Consider the following 21,443-nt stretch of genomic DNA (forward strand, 5'->3'; position numbering starts at 1 on the left):
TCCTCTTAGTACAACGGCGATGCAGGCAAAAAGAGTTCTGTCAGCATGAGCGGCTTGCCGCTTAAGCGCAGGCGGGAACGGCGTCCCCACAGGTCTGCATCGCGACCAATTTCAATAAAATCTCGGGTCAGCTCTGACGACGTAAAAAGATAACGTCCCAGTGGGACAGTGCCCAGCTCTTGCAGCGCCAGTTCCGGGCCACACAGTGTGGATTCAGGGACCACGGTACGACCAGCAAGCCAGGGCTCACCGTCTGCGCAGAGTAAAATTTCACGTAGCCAGTAGCGCGCTTCTTTCGGCAGCAACGACAGCTCACTGGCCACTGCATCAGGCGAGACAAATCCTTCCTGAATCAGCGTTACCGTGACTTTTTTACCCTGCTGCTCAAAGCGTTTCGTCATGGAATCTTCCAGCAGCAACCAGTCCAGTTGCTCCGGGTCAAGCGCGGGTATGTGTTCAAAATAACGCAGCGCACGCAGTTGCGTTAGCGCAGGGTGTGACATGCCAGACTCTCCGATACATAACGTCTGGCTATTGTATCGCAGAAAAGCAGATTGGGGGCGCTCAAACGAGGTTTAGCGAACATTATCGCAACAGGGGCGCAACAGCCCAGAGAGCACAAAAAAAAGTGCGCCCACTCAGGCGCACTAAACTACAGACAAAATCAGCACTGTGGGGAGACGGTCACCCCTTGCCTTTTACACTGCTGATAAAGGTGGAACGGGCAGTGGTCGAACCTAAACGCTCAGCTTCATCAAGTAGCTTCAGCGCTTTATCCACATCGCCGCGATCAACTGCCTCTTTGATGGCGCGATTGAAGTAACTTTCGGTGTCATTCAGCATCGGCTCTGCTTTCTTCGCCGGAGCTGGGGCTGGTGCCGGAGCGGCAGCGGCTGGTGCAGCGGCGACAGGGGCTGCATAAACCGGAGCCGGTGCAGCGGTGTTACCCACGGTCACAGGGCCAGGGCCGGACGAGCCAAAAAGTGGGCCAACCAGCACGCTGGACGCTGAAGATGTGCTCACTTTCAGTTTCAGCGTACCGTCGGTGGTGTGACGTGCTTTTGGATCTGGAATGTCCGGAACCGCATTGCCCGTGCCTTTGGCGTAGGCTTTAGCCGGATCAACCAGTGTGGTGGTCTGGGCGAGATCCTGTGGCGTGGTGAAGACCAGCACATAAATTTTCTGCTGACCTAGCGCAGGCGTCAGGCGCATCACCCCTTCAAGACGGTCGGCACTCATCACGCCCGGTTCCTGATAGGTGAAATAGCTGCTCGGGAAGAACGCCGATGGCGTCATGTTCTGATCCAGAATCAGCACGTTCGGCGCGAAGACGTTCGTTTGTTTGTCGACGATACTGGTCAGCGTCAGGTTCAGCTCACCAATGTTCGCCGGAATGCTCCAGGCCGCGACCGGGCCGGAAATACCCGGGACATTCAGCTGCTGGCCGCTGGCAGAAAGATCGGTGCTTTGAGTTTTAGACTGGTCGACAGGGGTCCAGACCAGCTGTTGCAGCGCAGAAGCCGGGATGGCGGGAGCCGCCGTGGTGTTCTGCGGTACGAAATTGACATCGGCAAAACTGACTGCCGGTACGCTTGCCAGCAGGCCAGCGGAAAGGCAGAGGGCGACGAGACTTTTGTTCATTTTCATTTTTATCACCTCAGATATCGAGCGGTGCGGTGGCCAGGCAATAGCGCGCAACGCTTAAATCAGAGGGGCTTGCGCCCCTCCTTTGTTTAGCCATTACGTGAGATTAACTGCGGATTACCACCAGATTTCCATCTGGGCACCGAAGCTCCACTCGTCGGTATCGCCGCGACCCAGGCCAGCAGTCTGCATACCGAAGTTGGAGTTGTAGTTACCGCTGGTAGAGATTGGGCTACCAGAAGTGTCATAACCCCATTTCTCATCCCACTTCGCGTAAGTTGCGAAGACGCGGATTGCCGGACGGGACCAGATGCTGTCGCCCGCCTGCCATTGTTGCGCCAGGGTAATTTTGTACTGGTTGTTTTTGTCGCCGGTGTTCTGGGATTTGACGTTGTCGTAGCCCACTTCCAGCAAGGTACTCATGATTGGCGTCCATTTGTACATTGGGCGCACACCCACGGTGTACCATTTGGTGCCGTTGCCGTTATCCCAGTCGATGTCCTGGTACATACCGACGTACATCAGGTCCCAGCTGTCGCCCAGGGAAATTGCACCGTGGTCGAGAACGCGCAGCAGGTGGCCGTTGTTGTTGATGCCGTAGGCATACAGTTTGCCATCGGTGTCGTCATTACCCAGACCAATGCCCGCGCCCTGAGACAGGCCTTTACCCTGAGAGGTCATGGAGTCAGTTGCGTACTGAACCACAAATTTGTTAAAGCCTTTCAGCATGCTCTGGGTGTGTTCTGCAGTGAACATCCAGCCATCTTTAGAAGCATTTGGCTGCAGGTAGTAATCGTCGTTCACGTTGGTGTGACCGTAATCAACGCCCAGTTCCAGCGTGCCGCCTGGGTTGATTTCCATCTGCGCTAAACGCACGTCGAAGACGTCGTTCGCAGTCGCAGTGGTGTAATCACGAACGTTGTTGCTGGCGAAGGTAGAAGAACCGCCCGCTTCAGTCGAACGGGTCACCGCCATGGAGAGTTTACCAAAGCCGAGATCCACGTTTTCCAGACCTGCACCCGGGCCGGAAATATCCCAGTAGTAGAAGTCGATCATGTGAACGTCATGACGCTGATAGAAGCGCTTACCGGCCCACATGGTGGAACCTGGCAGCCATTCAATCAGGTTTTTACCCTGCACGTTGGCTTCACGGAAGGCTGGGTCAGTGGCTTCCCAGTCGTTCTGCTGTGCAACGGAGTACGCGACGTTGGTGTCGAAGTAGAAGCTCTTATCGCCTTCTTTCCACACTTCCTGGCCCAGTTTCAGCTCAGCGTAAGTTTCACATTCGTTACCAAGACGATATTTACTTTGTGCACCCGTTGCCTGGAAGCACTGTTGCGCGCCGCCGCTACCGGTCCAGCCGATACCCGAACGGGCGTAACCTTTAAAGTCGACGGCACCCGCGTGAGCAGACAAAATGCCTGCTGTCACGGCGATTGCCAGTGGAAGTTTGCGCAGAGTAATCATTATTCTATCTCCTGAGATCATTGCTTTTCTTATTACACTTCACCATTCGGACTGCCTCTTCGATGCAGCTCGAATGGTTTGTGTAGTTTTGTTGGAATGCTTAAACGCCTGGCTCTTTATGCAGCCGACGACATGCAGTGCCATCCTCTCGGAACAGATGGCAACGCTCTGGCGGCAAACCGATAGCGAATGTGGCACCCTCTTCTACCAACACCACGTCGTTCTGGCGGTAAACCAGGTTCTGACGGATGGCGGGGATCTGGATATGAATCTGTGTTTCGTGACCAAGTTGCTCGACGACCTGCACTTCACCTTCCAGCGTCACATCGGCGATCTGACTTGGCAGTAAATGTTCAGGGCGAATACCCAGGGACATGTTTGCCCCGACCTGTACGTTAGCGCTGTCCACTGGCAGCCAAATCTGCTGACGGTTCGGCAGTTCCACCTGTACCTGTTCGATAGCCGTTGCGGTCACTTTGACCGGCAGGAAGTTCATCTTCGGCGAGCCAATAAAGCCCGCAACGAAACGGTCTGCCGGGTAGTGATACAGCTCCAGCGGTTTCCCCACCTGCGCGACGCGACCGGCATCCAGCACCACGATTTTGTCGGCCAGCGTCATCGCTTCGACCTGATCGTGGGTGACGTAGACCATCGTGCGGCCAAGGCGTTTGTGCAGACGGGAGATTTCAATACGCATCTGAACGCGCAGGGCGGCATCCAGGTTAGAAAGGGGTTCATCGAGCAGGAACACGCGCGGTTCCGCCACCAGCGTACGGCCAATCGCCACGCGCTGACGCTGTCCACCGGAGAGTGCTTTCGGTTTACGTTCCAGCAGGTGTGCCAGCTGCAGTACTTCCGCCACCTGAGTGACGCGCTGATTGATCACCTCTTTTTTCGCTCCGGCCAGCTTCAGGCCAAAGGACATGTTTTCAGCAACATTAAGATGGGGATAGAGCGCATAGGACTGGAAGACCATACCGACACCGCGTTCGGCGGGCGGGATATCGTTCATGCGGGTTTCACCAATAAACAGATCGCCACTGGTGATAGTTTCAAGTCCAGCAATCATACGCAGCAGTGTTGATTTACCGCAGCCTGATGGGCCCACAAACACCACGAATTCACCTTCGTGGATGTCGAGATTGATGTCTTTAGACACCACTACGTCGCCCCAGGCTTTCGTTACATTCCGCAGCTGTACGCTCGCCATGCCCTTCTCCCTCGTTACAACCTGTCACCGACAGAAACATTCAACATAAGTTCACTATGGGGTATCGATAACTTCTGCAAATCCTCCACCCCCTGCCTTTTTCATGGGGGAGGAGGCGGGAGGATGAGAGAACCGGTTCTGCCACCGCGCCGGACGGGGTCTGGGTAAATTCGTGATGCAGGCTGCAATATTCAGCGTGTTTTTATGTGCGCCATGACTCATAACTTAAATTTATGTAACGCAGATCACACAACGCGGGGGTGGGGCGTAGACCCAAGGAGGATGGAAAGAGGATGTCATATAAGGAAACTGAGTCACGTTGAACCACCGAAGTCATACATGAGCACATCACCAAAAAGGATGGCAGATATGAAGATCAAGACTGGCGCACGCGTTTTCGCATTGTCCGCCCTGGCAGCAATGATGATTTCCGCACCGGCTCTCGCCAAAATTGAAGAAGGTAAGCTGGTTATCTGGATTAACGGCGATAAAGGCTATAACGGCCTGGCCGAAGTGGGTAAGAAATTCGAAAAAGACACCGGCATCAAAGTCACCGTTGAACACCCGGACAAACTGGAAGAGAAATTCCCTCAGGTCGCGGCAACGGGCGATGGCCCGGACATCATCTTCTGGGCGCATGACCGTTTCGGTGGCTACGCACAATCTGGCCTGCTGGCGGAAGTCTCTCCTGATAAAGCTTTCCAGGACAAACTGTTCCCGTTCACCTGGGACGCGGTGCGTTACAACGGCAAGCTGATCGCGTATCCGGTCGCGGTTGAAGCCCTGTCCCTGATTTATAACAAAGACCTCGTACCGAACCCGCCGAAATCCTGGGAAGAGATCCCGGCTCTGGATAAAGAGCTGAAGGCGAAAGGTAAGAGCGCGCTGATGTTCAACCTGCAAGAACCGTACTTCACCTGGCCGCTGATTGCTGCTGACGGCGGATATGCCTTCAAGTTTGAAAACGGCAAATACGACGTGAAAGACGTGGGCGTGGACAGCGCGGGCGCGAAAGCCGGCCTGGGCTTCCTGGTTGATCTCATCAAGAACAAACACATGAACGCGGATACCGATTACTCCATCGCGGAAGCGGCGTTCAACAAAGGCGAAACCGCGATGACCATCAACGGTCCGTGGGCTTGGTCTAACATCGATAAGAGCAAAATCAACTACGGCGTGACGCTGCTGCCAACCTTCAAAGGCAAGCCGTCTAAACCGTTCGTTGGCGTGCTGAGCGCAGGCATCAACGCCGCCAGCCCGAACAAAGAGCTGGCGAAAGAGTTCCTCGAAAACTACCTCCTGACCGATCAGGGTCTGGATGAAGTGAACAAGGACAAACCGCTGGGTGCCGTCGCGCTGAAATCCTTCCAGGATACGCTGGCGAAAGACCCACGCATTGCCGCCACTATGGATAACGCCCAGAAAGGCGAAATCATGCCAAACATCCCGCAAATGGCGGCGTTCTGGTATGCCACTCGTACAGCGGTGATCAACGCGGCTAGCGGTCGTCAGACTGTCGATGCGGCGCTGAAAGACGCGCAAGGTCGTATTACTAAGTAAGACGTGTTGTAACCCCCTCATCCCGGCCTTCTCCCTTGAGGGAGAAGGAGAAACCGCCCCCTCTCCCTCAGGGAGAGGGTTGGGGTGAGGGTTGTTTAATTGCTGTTGAGGAAGATTCCCCATGGATATCATTAAAAAGAAACACTGGTGGCAAAGCGACACGCTGAAATGGTCAGTGATTGGTCTGCTGGGCTTACTGGTGGGATACCTTGTTGTTTTAATGTATGTGCAGGGGGAGTACCTGTTCGCCATCATGACGCTGATTTTAAGCTCTGTTGGCCTGTATATTTTCGCTAATCGTAAAGCCTATGCCTGGCGCTATGTCTATCCGGGCGTGGCCGGGATGGGGCTGTTCGTCCTGTTCCCGCTAATTTGTACCATCGCTATCGCTTTCACCAACTACAGCAGCACCAATCAGCTCGCGCAGGAACGCGCCGAACAGGTATTGATGGACCGTTCTTATCAGGCCGGAAAGACCTTTAACTTTGGCTTATACCCGGCGGGCAACGAGTGGAAACTGGCCCTGACGGACGAAGGGACCGGTAAAAATTATGTCTCCGACGCCTTTAAATTTGGCGGCGAGCAGAAGCTGACCCTGAAAGAAGCAAGCGCCCTGCCGGAAGGCGAGCGCGCGAATCTGCGCATCATCACCCAGAACCGCCAGGCGCTGACCCAGCTGACCGCGGTTCTGCCGGACGAAAGCAAAGTGATCATGAGCTCCCTGCGCCAGTTCTCCGGTACGCAGCCGCTTTATACCAAAGCCGATGACGGCACGCTCACCAACAATCAGAGCGGCGTGAAATACCGTCCAAACAACGAGATCGGTTTCTACCAGTCCGTGAACGCGGACGGCAAATGGGGCGATGACAAACTCAGCCCAGGCTATACGGTCACCATCGGCTGGGACAACTTTACTCGCGTCTTCACCGACGAAGGCATTCAGAAACCGTTCTTCGCGATCTTCGTCTGGACGGTGGTGTTCTCGGTGCTGACGGTGATTTTAACCGTGGCAGTCGGCATGATTCTGGCCTGCGTAGTGCAGTGGGAATCGCTGAAGGGCAAAGCCATTTACCGCGTGCTGCTGATTCTGCCGTACGCCGTGCCGTCGTTTATCTCGATTCTGATTTTCAAAGGGCTGTTCAACCAGAGCTTCGGTGAAATCAACATGATGCTGGGCGCGCTGTTTGGCATCAAACCGGCCTGGTTCAGCGACCCAACGACCGCCCGCAGTATGATTATCATCGTCAATACCTGGCTCGGGTATCCGTACATGATGATCCTGTGCATGGGCCTGCTGAAAGCGATTCCGGACGATCTGTACGAAGCGTCGGCGATGGACGGTGCAGGCCCGATGCAGAACTTCTTTAAGATTACGCTCCCGCTGCTGATCAAGCCGCTGACGCCGCTGATGATCGCTAGCTTTGCCTTTAACTTTAATAACTTCGTGCTGATTCAGCTGCTGACCAACGGTAGCCCGGACCGGCTCGGCACTACCACGCCAGCCGGCTATACCGACCTGTTAGTGAGCTACACCTACCGCATCGCCTTCGAAGGCGGCGGCGGGCAGGACTTCGGGCTGGCGGCCGCAATTGCCACCCTGATCTTCCTGCTGGTCGGCGCGCTGGCGATTGTGAACCTGAAAGCCACACGAATGAAATTTGACTAAGGAGGGCACTCATTATGGCTATGGTACAACCCAAATCTCAGAAACTGCGCCTCCTGGTGACGCACTTAGGGCTGCTGATTTTTATCGCCGCCATCATGTTCCCGCTGCTGATGGTGATCGCGATTTCCCTGCGTGAAGGTAACTTTGCGACCGGCAGCCTGATCCCGGAGCAAATCTCCTGGGAGCACTGGAAGCTGGCGCTTGGCTTTAGCGTCGAGCACGCCGATGGTCGCGTGACGCCGCCGCCGTTCCCGGTGCTGTTGTGGCTGTGGAACTCCATCAAAGTGGCCGGAATTACCGCTATCGGGATTGTGGCGCTCTCCACCACCTGCGCGTACGCCTTTGCCCGTATGCGCTTCCCTGGCAAAGCCACACTGCTGAAAAGCATGCTGATTTTCCAAATGTTCCCGGCGGTGCTGTCGCTTGTGGCGTTGTACGCGTTGTTTGACCGTCTCGGCCAGTACGTGCCGTTTATCGGTCTCAACACCCACGGCGGGGTGATTTTTGCCTACATGGGCGGGATCGCGCTGCACGTCTGGACGATTAAGGGCTATTTCGAAACCATCGACGGGTCGCTTGAAGAAGCGGCGGCGCTGGATGGGGCAACGCCGTGGCAGGCCTTCCGCCTGGTGCTATTGCCGCTGTCGGTGCCAATTCTGGCGGTGGTGTTTATTCTGTCGTTCATCGCGGCTATTACCGAAGTCCCGGTCGCGTCGCTGCTGTTGCGTGATGTGAATAGCTACACGCTGGCCGTGGGTATGCAGCAATATCTCAACCCGCAAAACTACCTGTGGGGCGACTTTGCTGCAGCCGCTGTACTCTCTGCTATCCCGATCACCGTGGTGTTCCTGCTGGCTCAGCGCTGGCTGGTCAACGGCCTCACGGCGGGCGGTGTGAAAGGTTAAGTTTCATCGTGTTATGCCACTGCAACCCTCAACTTTGACGTAATGTATTGACCCTAACTTGTGACTGTTGTTTGGCGCTCCCCGGAGCGCCATTTTTTTATTCGCGTTTCAGCCGTTTAGAGTTGCACAGCCAGAGGGTAATGACCAACAGCAGGATCGCCGCCGAGTAGATCAGTACGTCGAGAGGAGACTTATGATCGACGATGATCAGCCGCACAATCGCGGTGATGCCAATATAGACAAAGTAACGCAGCGGGAAATGAAAGCCGGATTGAAAGTATTTCACAATCAGGGCGATAAATTCGAAGTAGAGAAAGTAGACCACCAGTCCTTCAACCAGCTCATATTTGCTGGTTTGTTCAGGGGCGAACAGCACATCCGCCAGATGCACCGTCTCTTTGCCGAGAAAGACGACCAGTATCAGGCCAAGGCTCAACAGGCCGAGGCTTAGCACGGTCTGGAGAACCATTGAGATAAACTCAACGCGCGGGCGAGTCAGGGATGTCATACAGCACCTCATTCTCTGGAGCGAAGTTCCTGTATAACGCAAAAATGTGACGGAGATCTATATTTTTTGTTTATGTTTTATGCAAACCAGAGGAATCTCCCCTCACCCTAACCTTCTCCCAAAGGGAGAGGGGACCGTTCGGTGCAGGCTATAGGTCGCACGATGCGGTCTTTCTCCCTCGCCCCCTTTGGGGAGAGGGTCGGGGTGAGGGGAACATGCCGGTTTTGTAGGCCGGATAAGCGCAGTGCCATCCGGCAAAACAGCCTTAGCGGAAGTTAACCGACCGATCGCTGGTCATATCATACAGCTGGAATTTACGTCCAAGCTGCTGCCCGCCGTCGCGCGTCAGCGGCGTCCAGCCGATCGCCGCGCGGCTGCGGGTCGGGCCTGACGAGAACAGATCCAGCGGAATCGAGACGTACACCCCTTTGGTGAAATCCCCTTCCCCGTACTCGTCCGGCGAGACGTTGGTAATGGTCGCGTAACCGCCCACCACCACGCCGCTGTCAAAGCGTTTAGCTACCTCCAGCGTACCGCCTTTATCGCCCGCCAGATACTGCCCGACGCTGGCTTTCACCAGCACGTCCTGGGCAAATGACGGCGTCCAGTAAGCGGTCAGGTGGCCGGTTTTCACGCTGTAATCGGTGAACTTCATCATGTCCTGCGCGCTGCGCCAGTCGCGCTGTTTCACGTAGTTGGCATCCAGGCCGAACGCCCAGTTGCTATCAACCGGGCGATAAAGCACTTCCGCCCCTGCGCCGCCGTACATGGTTTCCAGATAACCGCCGTAAACCTGGCCGTAGAAGCCGTTGCCGAGGTACTGGAAGTAGTTGGCCTGCATATTGTTCACGTACACATCGTTCTGCACATATTCACGCACGCGGGTACGCACACGCGGCAGCTTCGAGTCGCTCGGCGGGTTGGTGTAGTTGAATTTGTCGTAGTTATTGGCGATGTTGCCAAACACGCTGCCGGTGGTCAGGAGGTGATCCGTCATCCACAGATCCGCCGTCGCCATCACGCCCAGTTGATACATGTAAAAGTTTTCTGGCCCGCCGACCGACTGGTTAAGGATCGGATCGATATGGAAATCGAAGCGTGATTTGTCGATATACCAGCCCTGCTCGGTGGTTTCCGGCACCACCGGTTCGATGCGTTTTTGCACCAGCTCCGTTTCGTGCCCCAGCGGTTCACCTTCAAGATGACGTTTCAGGCTGGCGACATCCGTTTCGGTCGTGACCTGCGGCATGTTCAGACGATTCTCCGTCACGCGGATCGTGCGGATCCCGTCCGGCAGATCGTTCATCACGATCCGGTTTGCCCGTTCGATCCCTTCATGGGAATCGCGGTATTTCACCTGCTCGCCCGTGACGTAAAGCGTGTCACCTTTGGTCTGGATTTTCGGATCGGCCAGGCCCGCGTTGTATTTCAGCAACGTCAGCTGATTTGCCACCACCGAGTGTTGAATGATCGCGTCCTGCGGCTGCGGTCGATACGCCGGGCGTGAATTGTCATTATACGACGGACGCATATCGTTGAAGTTGGTGCGCAGCGTGACGCCAAACATAAAGGTGTTGCCGCGCTCGTAGCTGAGGTTAACGTCGGCCCAATCGGTGACGCGGTAAATGGCGCCGACGTTAAACTTGCTCTTCTGTTCGATCTTGCCCGCAAAATCTTCGGTGTAGTTATTACCTTCGTATTCCAGCTTCAGGCGCAGCGGCTGCCACGGCGTCTGGTATTCAACGCCGCCAAACAGCGAGGCCGGACCGTGGAACATCTGGTCGCCATTCACCGAACCGGCTTTCTGATAGCTGTTATCGCGATAGCAATATTTGTCGCTGTACGAGCAGAACGGGTTTTTCACGTTGCCGCTGGTGCCAAGATAGCCCCAGCCCATGCCGAGAGAAAAGTCGAACGGTCCCCAGGCTTTGTTGGCGACGATGTATTCCGCATCGAACAGGCCGGTACCGCCGATGTCGCGCGCCCCGACGGAGACTTGCGGCATCCAGTAACTCTCTTCCCACAGGCGCAGTTTGACGTCGAAAGCTTTGTCTTTGTAAGTCTGATTACCTGAAAACGCCTCGACGCTGCTGTACTGTTTGGTGCGCACATCGGTGTAGCGCAGGGTGGTTTCGAGCCACGGGAATAGCTGCACCGACGCAGAATAGTAGCGATACTGATCGTTATCGCGGTAGTTGAGGCTGATTTCCCCCTCGCGCGCCATGCGTGCAGTGGGAGTTTGCATCAGCCCGACGCCGCCGAAATCTGATTGCGACGGCCCAACGGGTGCAGGAAAAGTTTCGGCGTGGCAGGCGGCGCTGACGCAAAGCGCCAGCATGCTGTAGAGATAAGTTCTTTTCATTATTCCGGTATCCGATGCGTCAAGGAATGAAGGATGTCGGTGTTCAGCCCGTCATATGCCTTCGTCCAGAAATGATCGGCAAAGCCGACAAAAATCACGCTGCCCGGCATCGGCTCAATATGGCGTTTATTCCAGTACGCCACCGGAGCCTTTTGCGTGCGACCATCGGGATACACGACCCACGCATAGCTGCGTTCAGCGCCCGCCAGCAGGCTTTGGTCATCAAGATAACTCGCCAAATCACGCCCCGGCGTAAACGGCTTTTCGCCAGGATTGCTGACGAGGCCTATCACCGTGACGGTGGTCGGCTGCGGCGCGATCCACAGGCTGTATTCCCCTTCCAGGGTCGGATTACCGTTCTCAACCACGCGCACTTTATCCGGATCGAGATTCACCAGCTGGCGGCCCGTGACGTCTATCGCCTGAAGCTGTTGGCGCACGGCGTTGATAGCCGCCGCCGTGTCGCCGGTTTCTTGCCCTGCCAGCCCCGTCAACCGGGCCAGCAGCGCCTTGTGTTTCTGTTCGGCCACGACGCTGGCCTGGCGCTCGCTAATCACCGCCCCCGGCCACCAGCTGTTTGCCAGTCGGGGTTGCCCGACCAGATCGATCAAGTGTTCGGCGTTGGATAAGGTTTTTGGTTCCTTGCTCTCAGAGGTGTAGACCTTCACGGTCCCCGCTGACCAGGCCATCGGCGTGACAAGCGTCAGGAACAGCGCAGCAGAAATGATGATTTTCATGATTTCGCCGCCTTGATCAGGGTGGCTTTCACCGGGAAGAAGTTCGCGCCAAGGTATTGCAGGGACTGACGAATCTGCCCTTCGTCATCGACCCAGAAGCGGTTATGCCAGCTCGTCTGGTCGGTTGTGACTTCTTCGTCGAGGATACGCACCTGCGTTTCGTCGCTGCCGACGGTGACAATGTCGGTGCCATCCCAGCGGAAAACGGACCGCGCCGTGGCGTAGCGCACCTGCTTGTGTTCCGTCCAACCCATCGTGCGCGTCCAGCTTGTGCCGTCGACGATTTGATTCGGTTTGATCAGCGGGTCTGCAGCGAGGTTGTTCACTTCAAGTAGGTTGTCGCCGCCAAGCAGGGTTTTCACGATGCGCCCGTGCTGCGTCACGATGGTGGCCTGATCCTGCGTCACCCATTTCTGCTGCCCGTTTTCGGTGAAAGCGAGCACCACAAACAGCTGCGGCCCATCGTTTAACTGCATGTACTGGCTGGCGTAGGGCATATTCTGGATATCGTCATCCGTAAGATGCACGCCGGGCGTGCCGAATACGCTGTCCCACAGTGAGTTTCCCAGCCCTTTGGTGGTGGCTGAGCACGCCTGCAACAGCAGGCAAATCAGAATGATTGCAGGTCGCTTCACGACTCTTCTCCGAAGGGGGTGAAATAACCACACCGAAGTGTGGTTAAGGTAATACACCCGTGATTACTGAGTGCTTGTTGTCGTGGTGGTCGTGGTTCCGGTATTGGAGCCATCACCGCCACCGGTTGCCGCCAGAGCGACACCCACGGCCGAGCCTACGGTGCTGGTCGCGGTCGCGGTAGAACTTCCCGCTGACGCAGACGTTGCTGCCGAGCCTGCTGCTTCTCCGACCTGAACCGGAGCCGCATAGACAGACGTCGCCGCAAGCGCAGATATGGCAAAAATGCCATACAGTACTTTTTTCATAACAATTTCCCTTCAATGAATGAATGGAGATTTGCCCAAAAAGAAATTCAGGCGGATTCGAGTATACACAACTAAAGCAGGCGGATTGCCGTACAGGGAAATAGCGAGACGGTTTTAGGATAAATGGATGAAACGAAATGTCAGCGGATAAAAAACATTAATCAAGGCGTATAAATTCAACTAGTTATAATATAATAAAATATCAGCAAGTCTCCGTATTTTCCTAAAATAACCCTTAGTCATTAACCGGGTAATCGGCCTTTTCGGATTAAACTCAGAATAGAAATTTGCGCCAGGTAACGGACAACCGGAATTATCCGATAAAAAAATGCCGGCATTTCGCCGGCATTGTTCAGGGAATATTAATTATCCACGCCAGGATTTATAGCGATTAATCAGGCCATTCGTTGAACTGTCATGGCTGTTAATATCTTTATCGTCACCCAGCTCTGGCAGAATGCGGTTCGCCAGCTGTTTGCCCAGCTCTACGCCCCACTGATCGAAGGTGAAGATATTCAGGATCGCGCCCTGAGTGAAAATTTTGTGCTCATACAGGGCAATCAACGCACCCAGGCTGAACGGCGTGATTTCGCGCAGCAGGATGGAGTTGGTTGGGCGGTTGCCTTCGAAGACTTTGAACGGCACCACGTGGTCCAGCGTGGCCGGATCTTTACCCTGGTCACGATATTCCTGCTCAACCACGTCGCGGGCTTTACCAAACGCCAGCGCTTCGGTCTGCGCGAAGAAGTTAGACAGCAGTTTCTGGTGATGGTCGGACAGCGCGTTGTGGGTCTGCGCTGGCGCGATGAAATCACATGGGACCATTTTGGTGCCCTGGTGAATCAGCTGATAGAACGCGTGCTGACCGTTGGTTCCCGGCTCGCCCCAGATGATTGGGCCGGTCTGGTAATCCACGGCGTTGCCGTTACGGTCAACGTATTTGCCATTGGATTCCATGTTGCCCTGCTGGAAGTACGCCGCGAAACGGTGCATGTACTGGTCGTACGGCAGGATCGCTTCGGTTTCTGCGCCGAAGAAGTTGTTGTACCAGATACCGATCAGCGCCAGCAGCACCGGCAGGTTTTTCTCAGCCGGAGTGGTGGAGAAGTGCTTGTCCATCGCGTGCGCGCCAGAGAGCAGCTCAACGAAGTTGTCGTAACCTACGGACAGGATGATCGACAGACCAATCGCTGACCACAGGGAGTAACGACCGCCGACCCAGTCCCAGAACTCAAACATGTTCGCGGTATCGATGCCGAACTCGCCCACGGCTTTGCCGTTGGTGGAGAGCGCTGCGAAGTGTTTGGCGACGTGTTTGTTATCGTCCGCCGTTGCCAGGAACCAGTCGCGCGCGCTGTGAGCGTTGGTCATGGTCTCTTGCGTGGTGAAGGTTTTAGAGGCGACCAGGAACAGGGTGGTTTCCGGGTTCACTTTTTTCAGCACTTCAGCGATGTGAGTGCCATCGACGTTGGAAACGAAGTGCATGTTCAGATGATTTTTGTACGGACGCAGCGCTTCGGTCACCATGAACGGGCCGAGGTCAGAGCCGCCGATACCGATGTTTACCACGTCGGTGATCGCTTTGCCGGTGTAGCCTTTCCAGCTACCGGAGATAATGGCTTCGGAGAAGGTTTTCATCTTCTCGAGTACGGCGTTCACTTCCGGCATCACATCTTTGCCGTCGACGATAATCGGAGTATTGCTACGGTTACGCAGCGCGACATGCAGCACAGCGCGGTCTTCGGTGCGGTTGATCTTCTCGCCGGAGAACATGGACTTGATGGCACCGGCCAGATCGGTCTCTTTCGCCAAATCCTGCAGTTTTGCCAGCGTCTCTTCGGTGATGCGGTTTTTGGAGAAGTCCACCAGCATCTGATCGTCGAAGGTAGCGGAGAATTTGCTGAAACGGTCGCCGTCTTTCGCGAACAGGTCCGCGATGGTGACGTCTTTCATTTCGTCGAAGTGTTTTTGTAGTGCCTGCCAGGCAGTGGTCTGCGTTGGATTGATGTTTTTCATTAGCAATACTCTTGTGATTTGAGAATTGTGACTGCCGTCGATTGTAGCGCCTGTAAACAGAAATTGTGATGGTTTTTATGCCATTGCCCTGGTCTGCATCAAACGGGCGTGAAAAGTCCCAAAAGTATAGCCGCTACAGCCAGCCCCATCGCGGTGGAATGTCCTTCGGATCGCCGTAAAACGAGGGATAAAATAATGGCTTGTTATTAGTCCTGTTACTGAGGGGTACCCCCCCATGAAAAATCCGCATAATCCCAGCGTTGACAGGACTCCCCCCGCATTTTATTTATAGGGCGGTATTTGCGCCTGCACCTGTCATCGTTTCGTTCTTGTGCCAAGGTCGCTTTATTCTTTCCCTGACACGAGGATGTTATGACGAGTTTTGTTGTCGCCAAATTTGGCGGTACCAGTGTGGCCGATTACGACGCCATGAACCGCAGCGCCGACGTGGTGCTGGCCGATCCGACGACCCGCCTGGTAGTGCTTTCTGCCTCGGCTGGCGTGACCAATCTGCTGGTGGCCCTGTCAGAAGGACTGGAAGCGACCGAGCGCTTTGTGAAGCTCGACGCGCTGCGCAAAATTCAGTTCGATATCCTCGAGCGTATGAAGAACCCGCAGGTGATTCGTGAGGAAGTCGAACGCCTGCTGGAAAATATCACCACCCTGGCAGAAGCCGCTTCTCTGGCGACCTCGACCGCACTGACCGACGAACTGGTGAGCCACGGCGAGCTGATGTCGACGCTGCTGTTCGTTGAAATTCTGCGTGAACGCGACGTGCTGGCGCAGTGGTTTGACGTGCGTAAAGTCATGCGCACCAGCGACCGCTTTGGCCGCGCAGAACCGGACGTGGCGACCCTTTCCGAATTGTCGAAACAACAGCTGGCGCCGCGCCTGGCCGAAGGAATTGTCATTACTCAGGGCTTTATCGGCAGCGAAGCTAAAGGCCGCACCACCACGCTTGGCCGTGGCGGCAGTGACTACACGGCTGCGCTGCTGGGTGAAGCGCTGTACGCTACCCGCGTGGATATCTGGACCGATGTCCCTGGCATCTATACCACCGATCCGCGCGTGGTACCTACCGCAAAACGTATTGATGTGATCGCCTTTGAAGAGGCCGCCGAAATGGCGACATTTGGCGCGAAAGTGTTACATCCAGCCACTTTACTGCCTGCGGTTCGCAGCGATATTCCGGTGTTTGTCGGCTCGAGCAAAGATCCTAAAGCGGGCGGAACACTGGTCTGTAAAAACACCGAAAATCCACCGCTGTTCCGCGCGCTGGCGCTGCGTCGCAAGCAGACGCTGGTTACGCTGCACAGCCTGAATATGCTGCACTCCCGCGGTTTCCTGGCGGAAGTGTTCGGGATTCTGGCGCGCCATAATATCTCCGTGGATTTGATCACCACCTCAGAGGTAAGCATTGCGCTGACGCTGGACACCACTGGCTCTACGTCGACGGGCGATACCCTGCTGACGCAATCCCTGCTGATGGAACTTTCCGCTCTGTGCCGCGTGGAAGTTGAAGAGAATCTGGCCCTGGTGGCGATTATCGGCAACCAGCTGTCACGCGCCTGCGGCGTGGGCAAAGAGGTCTTTGGCGTGCTGGACCCGTTCAATATCCGCATGATTTGCTACGGTGCATCCAGCTACAACCTGTGCTTCCTGGTCCCGGGCCACGAAGCCGAGCAGGTCGTGCAGAAACTTCACCATAATTTGTTTGAATAAAATTCCTTAGCACGATAAACAATACCTATAGCCGGGCTCGAACCCGGCTTTTTTATAACTAAATAACACAACGACAATATCGCAAGGAATTCACTATGTTATCCGCAATCACGCGGCTGTTCCCGCTCTGGGCGCTGCTGCTCTCTGTTCTCGCTTATTACACGCCCTCGACTTTTACCCCAGTTGGCCCGTGGGTCACGACGCTGCTGATGCTGATCATGTTAGGCATGGGCGTGCATCTGAAAATCGACGATTTTAAACGCGTGCTGTCGCGCCCGGCGCCGGTCGCGGCGGGGATTTTCCTGCACTATCTGGTGATGCCCCTCGCCGCCTGGCTGCTGGCAATGGCCTTTAAAATGCCGCCGGATTTATCTGCCGGAATGGTGCTGGTGGGCAGCGTTGCCAGCGGGACGGCGTCGAATGTGATGATCTACCTGGCCAAAGGCGACGTGGCGCTGTCAGTCACCATCTCGTCGGTCTCAACGCTGGTGGGGGTGATTGCCACGCCGCTGCTGACACGTCTGTACGTGGATGCGCATATTCAGGTGGACGTGATGGGGATGCTGCTGTCGATCCTGCAAATCGTGGTGATTCCCATTGCGCTTGGTCTGGTTATCCATCACCTGTTCCCGCGCGTCGTGAAGGCCGTGGAACACTATTTGCCTGCTTTTTCGATGGTCTGCATTCTGGCGATCATCAGCGCCGTGGTGGCCGGTTCTGCCTCGCACATTGCGTCCGTTGGTTTTGTGGTGATCATCGCGGTGATTCTGCATAACACTATCGGGCTACTGGGCGGTTACTGGGGTGGGAAGCTGTTTGGCTTTGATGAATCGACCTGCCGTACGCTGGCGATTGAAGTGGGGATGCAGAACTCAGGCCTTGCGGCAGCGCTCGGTAAGATCTACTTCTCCCCTCTCGCGGCGCTGCCTGGCGCACTGTTCTCGGTGTGGCATAACCTGTCCGGCTCGCTGCTGGCGGGTTACTGGTCAGGAAAACCGATTGAAGCGCAGCCGAAAAAAGAAGTGATCAAAGAAAACTAATTCTCTTCGCGCAAACCCCGGCTTGCTTTACACTGAAGCCTCTACTCTCAAGAGGCTTCAGGTATGTCCACACCGAGATTGACCCAGAAAGACATGACGGAAGGCGAGCAGCGCGAGCTGAAAACCCTGCTCGATCGCGCACGGATTGCACATGGTCGTGCTCTGACAAACGCTGAAACCAATCAGGTGAAAAAAGAGTACATCGACAAGCTGATGGCCGAGCGTGAAGTCGAAGCGAAGAAAGCCCGCAAACTCAAAAAAGCGCAGGCTTATAAGCCGGATAAGGAATCCACGTTCTCGTGGACTGCCAATACTTCACCCCGTGGAAGGCGCTAATTTAGCGCCCTTTCTTTTTACGGCCTGGCTGTACGAAGCGTTTCCCGGCAGGTTTGTTGCGCTCTTTTTCTGCAGATTTCGGCGCGCTGACCACAGGCCGTTTTATCCCCTGGGTTTTCGGTTTCGATTTGGCTTTCGGCTTAGCCTCGGAAGACGACCCTTCAATCAGCTTAAACAGCTCAATCAGCTCATCCCCGGTCAGATCGCGCCATTCTCCCTGCGGGATACCGGAAACGCTGACGTTCATGATGCGCGTACGCTCAAGCTTCGTGACCTCAAAACCAAAATGCTCGCACATACGGCGGATTTGACGGTTTAAGCCCTGCACCAGGGTAATGCGGAAGGTGAACGGCGCCTCTTTTTTAACTTTGCACTTCTTGGTGACGGTGCCCAAAATCGGCACGCCCGCGCCCATACCGCGAATAAAATCATCCGTGACAGGCTTGTTGACCGTCACCAGATACTCTTTCTCATGATCGTTACCGGCACGCAGGATTTTGTTCACCAGATCGCCGTGGTTGGTGAGGAAAATTAACCCCTGCGAGTCTTTGTCCAGACGCCCAATCGGGAAGATACGACTGCTGTGGTTGACGAAATCGACGATGTTATCCCGCTCGCCATCTTCCGTGGTGCTGACAATGCCGACCGGCTTGTTCAACGCGATAAACACCAGATCTTCTTCGTCTCTTGGCTCAATGAGCTGGCCATTCACTTTCACCACGTCGCCGGGCACCACCTGATCGCCAATGGTGGCGCGTTTGCCATTGAGGAAGACGTTGCCTTGCTCGATGTAACGGTCAGCCTCACGACGCGAGCAAATTCCGCTCTCGCTAATGTATTTGTTTAATCGGGTTGATTGGGTGGGCAGCATAATTTCTCCTTAATGGGCGAAATATACCTTAGGTTTGGGCTGGTAAAAAGATTAGCCAGTAAAAACTGACTTTCGCTATTACAGCTTGCGAGGCGGCTTCAGAATCTGCGTTCTGCTCATTTATCACATGGCAATCTTCTTCTATTTTTCTCGCCAATAGTTCGTTCTGAATGTAGTTTAAAAACCACATGGAGTAGTATGAAGGAAATTATCCAGACTGAGAGTTTCCAACGATGGGAGCGGAACCTAAAAGATAAACGAGCGAAGACGCTGATAGCGACCCGGCTGTTTCGATTAGCGAATGGCTTGCCAGGCGATGTGAAATCTGTCGGCGAAGGCATCTGTGAGTTGCGGGTTCATTATGGCCCGGGCTTTCGAATCTATTTCAAACAGCATGGGAATGTTCTTCTCATCCTGCTAAGCGGTGGTGACAAAAGCAGCCAGGCTCAAGATATCTATCTGGCGAAGACGCTCGCCAAAACACTCGACCTCAAGGAGTTGATAGACCATGAATAAATTGACGTCTTACGATCCCGCCGATGCACTGGTCGATGATGATGAAGTGGCTGTGTTTATGGCCGATGCACTTGAAACGGGTGATGCTGCCTATATTGCAAAAGCTCTAGGCGTTATTGCCCGGGCAAAAGGTATGGGCCAAATCGCCGAACAGACGGGTTTATCCCGGGAACAGCTCTACCGCTCTTTTAGTGAAAAAGGAAACCCAACGCTCAAAACCACGTTGGCGGTCATGAAAGCGCTGGGTCTCGGATTAACGCTCAGAAGCGCAAAAAACTAATACTCATCCCTCTCGTCATCTTCGTCCGGCTGTTCCATGACGCTGTAGGCTACTGAGCAGAACAATGAGTTAAGACGTTTCATATCGCCAAGCAGCCCCAAGTGAAGGGAGCTGGTTTCGATACTTTGCACGTTCTGCTGATGCAGGCGATCAACGTGCGCGTGGGAGTAACGACGGTTGAGGATGCGGAAGCGATGCTTGTTGCGGCGCAAACGGCGAGCGCTTGGCACATCACCAGAGAAGAAGACCGACATTGCCAGCTGCAGGTTGCTGAGCAGCTGATCCTGCAGCGTGTCCAGCTCCACGACGCCTTCCAGGGAGAACGCCCGACGGGCAGCCAGTGATTTATCGGCAATTTCGCTGCCCATGCGTTCGACAATATCCGATGCCTGCTCAAGGTTGAACGACATCTCGATAATCTCCGCCCAACGGCGGGACTCCTCTTCTGCCAGTTCATCCTGCGGCATCCGGGCCAGATAGAGTTTGATGGCGGTGTAAAGCACGTTGATGTCGTCAGCCAGCTTGCGCAGCTCTTTCTCTTCGCGCGGTTCACCGTGCATGACTTTTTTCAGGCCATCCAGCATGGTCTCCATCGCATCGCCCATGCGCAGGGTTTCACGGGCGGCATTCGCCAGCGCCAGCGCCGGGGTATCCAGCGCCGAGGTGTCGAGATGCTTCGGTTTCAGACGGGCGTCCAGCTCGGGTTCATCACGAATCATGCGCTTACAGAATCGCGCCATCGGCCCGGCGAACGGCACCATCGCCAGACAGCGCACCAGGTTGTAGAAGACATGGAAGTAGATAACCAGCTCGGCCTTCGGCAGCGGCAGGTTATCCATCAGATTCGCCAGCGGATGGACAAACGGCAGGATTACCAGGCTGCCCACCAGCTTGAACAGCAAACTCCCAAGCGCCACGCGGCGGGCAGCGGCGTTCGCACCGCTGTTGTTGAGCATCGCCAGCAGACCAGAGCCAAGGTTCGCGCCGATCACCAGGCACAGCGCGACCGGGAAGGAGATCGCCCCGGCGGTGGTTAGCGTCGCGGTGAGCAGCACTGCCGCGAGGCTGGAGTAGCTGATAATGGCGAACACCGCGCCAATCAGCGCATCGAGCATAATGTCGCCCGTCAGCGAGGCGAAAATCACCTGCACGCCGTTGGCCTGGGTGATCGGCGTGACCGCCTGAACGATAAGTTCCAGCGCCAGCAGGATCAGCCCGAGGCCAATTCCCACGCGGCCCAACTGCCCTTCACGCGTCTGTTTGCGTCCGAGGAAGAAGATCACGCCGATGAAAATCAGCAGCGGCGAAAGCCAGGAGAGATCGAAGGTCAGGATTCGCGCCATTAGCGCGGTCCCGACGTCTGCGCCCAGCACGATAACTAACGCCGGAGTGAGCGCCACCAGATCCTGCGCCACAAACGAGGTGACGAGCATGGTGGTGGCGTTACTGCTTTGCACAAGGGCGGTGACGCCGATGCCCGCACAGAAGGCGAGCGGTTTTTTCTCAACGCTGCGGCTGAGGACGGTGCGTAAGCGTGCGCCAAATACGCGCATCACGCCGGTACGGACAATGTGCGTGCCCCAGACCAGCAGAGCGACGGCCGATAGCAGGTGTAACAGTGTCAGCACGGAAGTGGGTTCTCCTTATTGTTGTCGGTTATCC

Annotated in this window: 20 protein-coding genes; 8 read left to right on the plus strand and 12 right to left on the minus strand. The window is 55.4% G+C overall.

From position 1 onward, the window contains the following. Positions 1 to 5: 5 nt before the first annotated feature. The 4 genes from ubiC to malK all read right to left on the minus strand — a co-directional run bounded on the left by ubiC (position 6) and on the right by malK (position 4,321). Positions 6 to 503 carry a chorismate lyase gene (gene ubiC, locus JBO43_RS19110; RefSeq protein WP_095280325.1) on the minus strand — a complete coding sequence of 166 codons (498 nt, stop codon included), beginning with the start codon at positions 501 to 503 and terminating at the stop codon, positions 6 to 8. 181 nt (positions 504 to 684) lie between these two features. Next, positions 685 to 1,647 (minus strand): maltose operon protein MalM, encoded by a 963-nt coding sequence (gene malM, locus JBO43_RS19115; RefSeq protein ID WP_095280324.1) that lies wholly within the window; start codon positions 1,645 to 1,647, stop codon positions 685 to 687. 114 nt (positions 1,648 to 1,761) lie between these two features. Continuing rightward, positions 1,762 to 3,114, minus strand: a complete 1,353-nt coding sequence (locus JBO43_RS19120; protein WP_095284146.1) for a maltoporin — start codon at positions 3,112 to 3,114, stop codon at positions 1,762 to 1,764. 97 nt (positions 3,115 to 3,211) lie between these two features. Beyond that, positions 3,212 to 4,321: a maltose/maltodextrin ABC transporter ATP-binding protein MalK gene (malK, locus tag JBO43_RS19125; RefSeq protein WP_095280323.1), complete on the minus strand. Its 1,110-nt coding sequence runs from the start codon at positions 4,319 to 4,321 to the stop codon at positions 3,212 to 3,214. A 369-nt stretch (positions 4,322 to 4,690) separates the two neighbouring features. On the opposite strand from malK, the gene malE reads away from it, so the two are divergent. The 3 genes from malE (at position 4,691) to malG (ending at position 8,452) form a co-directional block, all read left to right on the plus strand. Next, a complete protein-coding gene (gene malE, locus JBO43_RS19130; RefSeq protein ID WP_146052600.1) occupies positions 4,691 to 5,881 on the plus strand; it encodes a maltose/maltodextrin ABC transporter substrate-binding protein MalE in 1,191 nt (396 codons plus the stop codon). A 121-nt stretch (positions 5,882 to 6,002) separates the two neighbouring features. Next, a complete protein-coding gene (gene malF / locus JBO43_RS19135) occupies positions 6,003 to 7,547 on the plus strand; it encodes a maltose ABC transporter permease MalF (protein ID WP_202674846.1) in 1,545 nt (514 codons plus the stop codon). A gap of 14 nt (positions 7,548 to 7,561) precedes the next feature. Then, entirely contained in the window at positions 7,562 to 8,452 is an 891-nt protein-coding gene (gene malG / locus JBO43_RS19140; protein WP_095280320.1) for a maltose ABC transporter permease MalG, read from the plus strand. Between the two features lie 97 nt (positions 8,453 to 8,549). Here the strand turns inward: malG and psiE are convergent, their stop codons facing one another. The 6 genes from psiE to pgi all read right to left on the minus strand — a co-directional run bounded on the left by psiE (position 8,550) and on the right by pgi (position 15,016). Then, the gene (psiE, locus tag JBO43_RS19145) at positions 8,550 to 8,960 is read right to left on the minus strand and encodes a phosphate-starvation-inducible protein PsiE (RefSeq protein ID WP_095280319.1); all 411 of its coding nucleotides are present in this window, start codon (positions 8,958 to 8,960) and stop codon (positions 8,550 to 8,552) included. Positions 8,961 to 9,225: 265 nt separating this feature from the next. Continuing rightward, positions 9,226 to 11,322 carry a YjbH domain-containing protein gene (locus tag JBO43_RS19150; protein ID WP_103947508.1) on the minus strand — a complete coding sequence of 699 codons (2,097 nt, stop codon included), beginning with the start codon at positions 11,320 to 11,322 and terminating at the stop codon, positions 9,226 to 9,228. Beyond that, positions 11,322 to 12,059 (minus strand): capsule biosynthesis GfcC family protein, encoded by a 738-nt coding sequence (locus JBO43_RS19155; RefSeq protein WP_202674847.1) that lies wholly within the window; start codon positions 12,057 to 12,059, stop codon positions 11,322 to 11,324. Before JBO43_RS19155 ends, JBO43_RS19150 begins: the two co-directional genes overlap by 1 nt. Beyond that, complete coding sequence (locus JBO43_RS19160; RefSeq protein ID WP_103950030.1) at positions 12,056 to 12,694, minus strand: YjbF family lipoprotein; 639 nt, start codon at positions 12,692 to 12,694, stop codon at positions 12,056 to 12,058. Before JBO43_RS19160 ends, JBO43_RS19155 begins: the two co-directional genes overlap by 4 nt. Before the next feature lie 63 nt (positions 12,695 to 12,757). Beyond that, entirely contained in the window at positions 12,758 to 13,000 is a 243-nt protein-coding gene (gene yjbE, locus JBO43_RS19165; RefSeq protein ID WP_095280315.1) for an exopolysaccharide production protein YjbE, read from the minus strand. A gap of 366 nt (positions 13,001 to 13,366) precedes the next feature. Then, positions 13,367 to 15,016, minus strand: coding sequence for a glucose-6-phosphate isomerase (gene pgi / locus JBO43_RS19170; RefSeq protein WP_202674848.1), 1,650 nt, complete (start codon positions 15,014 to 15,016; stop codon positions 13,367 to 13,369). A 372-nt stretch (positions 15,017 to 15,388) separates the two neighbouring features. Here pgi and lysC point away from each other — a divergent pair, with 372 nt between their 5' ends. The 3 genes from lysC to JBO43_RS19185 all read left to right on the plus strand — a co-directional run bounded on the left by lysC (position 15,389) and on the right by JBO43_RS19185 (position 18,114). Further along, positions 15,389 to 16,738, plus strand: a complete 1,350-nt coding sequence (gene lysC, locus JBO43_RS19175) for a lysine-sensitive aspartokinase 3 (protein ID WP_202674849.1) — start codon at positions 15,389 to 15,391, stop codon at positions 16,736 to 16,738. 95 nt (positions 16,739 to 16,833) lie between these two features. Then, positions 16,834 to 17,778 (plus strand): ketopantoate/pantoate/pantothenate transporter PanS, encoded by a 945-nt coding sequence (gene panS / locus JBO43_RS19180; protein WP_103947512.1) that lies wholly within the window; start codon positions 16,834 to 16,836, stop codon positions 17,776 to 17,778. Positions 17,779 to 17,841: 63 nt separating this feature from the next. Beyond that, positions 17,842 to 18,114 carry a YjbD family protein gene (locus JBO43_RS19185; RefSeq protein ID WP_202674850.1) on the plus strand — a complete coding sequence of 91 codons (273 nt, stop codon included), beginning with the start codon at positions 17,842 to 17,844 and terminating at the stop codon, positions 18,112 to 18,114. A 1-nt stretch (position 18,115) separates the two neighbouring features. Here the strand turns inward: JBO43_RS19185 and rluF are convergent, their stop codons facing one another. Beyond that, positions 18,116 to 18,985: a 23S rRNA pseudouridine(2604) synthase RluF gene (gene rluF / locus JBO43_RS19190; protein WP_202674851.1), complete on the minus strand. Its 870-nt coding sequence runs from the start codon at positions 18,983 to 18,985 to the stop codon at positions 18,116 to 18,118. A gap of 198 nt (positions 18,986 to 19,183) precedes the next feature. On the opposite strand from rluF, the gene JBO43_RS19195 reads away from it, so the two are divergent. Beyond that, positions 19,184 to 19,501: a type II toxin-antitoxin system RelE/ParE family toxin gene (locus JBO43_RS19195; RefSeq protein WP_095280309.1), complete on the plus strand. Its 318-nt coding sequence runs from the start codon at positions 19,184 to 19,186 to the stop codon at positions 19,499 to 19,501. Continuing rightward, positions 19,494 to 19,781, plus strand: a complete 288-nt coding sequence (locus JBO43_RS19200; RefSeq protein WP_095280308.1) for an addiction module antidote protein — start codon at positions 19,494 to 19,496, stop codon at positions 19,779 to 19,781. The genes JBO43_RS19195 and JBO43_RS19200 overlap by 8 nt, the downstream gene beginning before the upstream one ends. On the opposite strand, the gene JBO43_RS19205 is transcribed toward JBO43_RS19200, so the two are convergent. Then, on the minus strand, positions 19,778 to 21,409 hold the full coding sequence (locus JBO43_RS19205; protein ID WP_095280307.1) for a Na/Pi cotransporter family protein: 1,632 nt from the start codon (positions 21,407 to 21,409) through the stop codon (positions 19,778 to 19,780). The two genes, JBO43_RS19200 and JBO43_RS19205, sit on opposite strands and share 4 nt — an antisense overlap. Positions 21,410 to 21,443: the final 34 nt, after the last annotated feature.

Source organism: Lelliottia jeotgali (assembly GCF_016771845.1).
Taxonomy (GTDB): domain Bacteria; phylum Pseudomonadota; class Gammaproteobacteria; order Enterobacterales; family Enterobacteriaceae; genus Enterobacter; species Enterobacter jeotgali.

Excerpts from the sequence above, each read along its gene's own strand:
- ubiC (WP_095280325.1), bottom strand. The coding sequence starts at position 503 with ATGTCACACCCTGCGCTAACGCAACTGCGTGCGCTGCGTTATTTTGAA.
- malM (WP_095280324.1), bottom strand. The coding sequence starts at position 1,647 with ATGAAAATGAACAAAAGTCTCGTCGCCCTCTGCCTTTCCGCTGGCCTG.
- malK (WP_095280323.1), bottom strand. The coding sequence starts at position 4,321 with ATGGCGAGCGTACAGCTGCGGAATGTAACGAAAGCCTGGGGCGACGTA.
- malE (WP_146052600.1), top strand. The coding sequence starts at position 4,691 with ATGAAGATCAAGACTGGCGCACGCGTTTTCGCATTGTCCGCCCTGGCA.
- malF (WP_202674846.1), top strand. The coding sequence starts at position 6,003 with ATGGATATCATTAAAAAGAAACACTGGTGGCAAAGCGACACGCTGAAA.
- malG (WP_095280320.1), top strand. The coding sequence starts at position 7,562 with ATGGCTATGGTACAACCCAAATCTCAGAAACTGCGCCTCCTGGTGACG.
- psiE (WP_095280319.1), bottom strand. The coding sequence starts at position 8,960 with ATGACATCCCTGACTCGCCCGCGCGTTGAGTTTATCTCAATGGTTCTC.
- JBO43_RS19150 (WP_103947508.1), bottom strand. The coding sequence starts at position 11,322 with ATGAAAAGAACTTATCTCTACAGCATGCTGGCGCTTTGCGTCAGCGCC.
- JBO43_RS19155 (WP_202674847.1), bottom strand. The coding sequence starts at position 12,059 with ATGAAAATCATCATTTCTGCTGCGCTGTTCCTGACGCTTGTCACGCCG.
- yjbE (WP_095280315.1), bottom strand. The coding sequence starts at position 13,000 with ATGAAAAAAGTACTGTATGGCATTTTTGCCATATCTGCGCTTGCGGCG.
- pgi (WP_202674848.1), bottom strand. The coding sequence starts at position 15,016 with ATGAAAAACATCAATCCAACGCAGACCACTGCCTGGCAGGCACTACAA.
- lysC (WP_202674849.1), top strand. The coding sequence starts at position 15,389 with ATGACGAGTTTTGTTGTCGCCAAATTTGGCGGTACCAGTGTGGCCGAT.
- panS (WP_103947512.1), top strand. The coding sequence starts at position 16,834 with ATGTTATCCGCAATCACGCGGCTGTTCCCGCTCTGGGCGCTGCTGCTC.
- JBO43_RS19185 (WP_202674850.1), top strand. The coding sequence starts at position 17,842 with ATGTCCACACCGAGATTGACCCAGAAAGACATGACGGAAGGCGAGCAG.
- rluF (WP_202674851.1), bottom strand. The coding sequence starts at position 18,985 with ATGCTGCCCACCCAATCAACCCGATTAAACAAATACATTAGCGAGAGC.
- JBO43_RS19195 (WP_095280309.1), top strand. The coding sequence starts at position 19,184 with ATGAAGGAAATTATCCAGACTGAGAGTTTCCAACGATGGGAGCGGAAC.
- JBO43_RS19200 (WP_095280308.1), top strand. The coding sequence starts at position 19,494 with ATGAATAAATTGACGTCTTACGATCCCGCCGATGCACTGGTCGATGAT.